The 1,418-nt window shown below is 63.8% G+C and carries 2 protein-coding genes; one reads left to right on the forward strand and one right to left on the reverse strand.

Annotation, left to right across the window (positions count from 1 at the left end; all coding sequences use genetic code 11):
• A partial coding sequence (locus ACERK3_19630; GenBank protein ID MFA9480484.1) for a GntR family transcriptional regulator occupies positions 1-252 on the reverse strand: 252 nt, incomplete at its 3' end.
• 192 nt (positions 253-444) lie between these two features.
• On the opposite strand from ACERK3_19630, the gene ACERK3_19635 reads away from it, so the two are divergent.
• The coding region (locus tag ACERK3_19635; GenBank protein MFA9480485.1) for a Gfo/Idh/MocA family protein at positions 445-1,418 on the forward strand (974 nt) is incomplete at its 3' end.

Genomic DNA, 1,418 nt, shown 5'->3' on the forward strand with positions numbered 1-1,418 from the left:
CGGCTCGAGCAGGCGGCGCATGAACAGGATCTCGCGAATGTCCGCCGGCGTCAGCTCGGCGACGAATGTGGCCTTATGCGGAATGCTGCGGACCAGCCCCTCGCTCTCCAGGCGACGCAGCGATTCGCGCAGCGGGATGCGGCTCGTGCCCACGCGATGGGCCAGATCCATCTCCACCAGCCTTTGCCCCGGCGTGAGCTGGCCGCGGTAGATCCATTTCTTGAGCTTGTGATAGACGGCGGTGGAGGTCATGACGCTTCGTCGGTGGGATGAGCCTGGTGGTGGCGGCGCCCTTACCGAGGCACGCAAAGAGCACCGCAGCTTGAAGGCTTGCAAGCAGCTGGCACAGCAGATAGATTGTATACAATTAAGGCGTCTCGTCAATCTGTCGGGATCATCTGGATCGTTCAAACACGCTTTTATATGGCATGACTGGAGAAAGCGATGTCGTCGAAAATTCGACTGGCGGTGGCTGGTGGAAGGCGTGGCGGGAACTTCTCGGTCGCGTTGGAACACCTGGCGGATCGGCTCGCGCTGACGGCGGTGTGCGACCCGCTGCCCGAGGTGCAGGCGCGGTGGCGCGAGAAGCACCCCGACATTCACACGTATGGCGATTTTGAGGCGCTGCTCGCCTCGGGCGACGCCGATGCCCTGCTGCTGGCCACGCCCGCGCCGATGCATGCCCGGCAGGCCGTTGCCGCGATGGAAGCAGGACTCGATGTGCTCAGCGAAGTGCCCGCGTGCATGACGCACGACGAGGCGATTGCGTTGGTCGATGCCGTCCGCCGTACGGGACGGACGTACATGCTGGCGGAGAACTATTGCTATCGTCGCGAACTGATGATGGTCAAGCACATGGTCGATCGCGGGGCGATGGGCGAACTGACCTACGCCGAGGGCATGTATCTGCACGAGCTTGGCGGGCTGAAATTCAACAGCGACGGCTCGTTGACCTGGCGGGGTGAGATGGGGGCGACCATGTCGCCTTCGGTGTACTACCCCACGCATTCGATGGGACCGGTGGCGCAGTGGATGGGGATCAACCGCGATGATGAGCTCGCATCCGTTTATGCACTTGGCTACCCGGGCCTGAGCATTGCCAACTACGCCCGCCGCCGCTTTGGTGACGACCACGCCGCCGCTTCGCCCGCCTACTGGCGACGTGGCGACGGAGCGGGCTGCCTCATTCAGACGAAGCGCGGGCGTGTCATTTACCTGCGCGTCGACACGTGTTCGTTGCGTCCGCATCACATGATCAGTCACGAGTTGCAAGGCACGCTCGGCTGCTTCCGCACCCCCGCCGACGCCGATGAAGACCCGCGCATCTGGCTCGACGGCTACAGCCCCGGCGCCAGTCCGCCACGGAGCGAAAACCCTGACTGGCGCAACGGCGACCCGATGCATTGGCAGTCGCTGTA

It is taken from the genome of Phycisphaerales bacterium AB-hyl4 (assembly GCA_041821185.1).
Taxonomy (GTDB): Bacteria; Planctomycetota; Phycisphaerae; order Phycisphaerales; family Phycisphaeraceae; genus Natronomicrosphaera; species Natronomicrosphaera hydrolytica.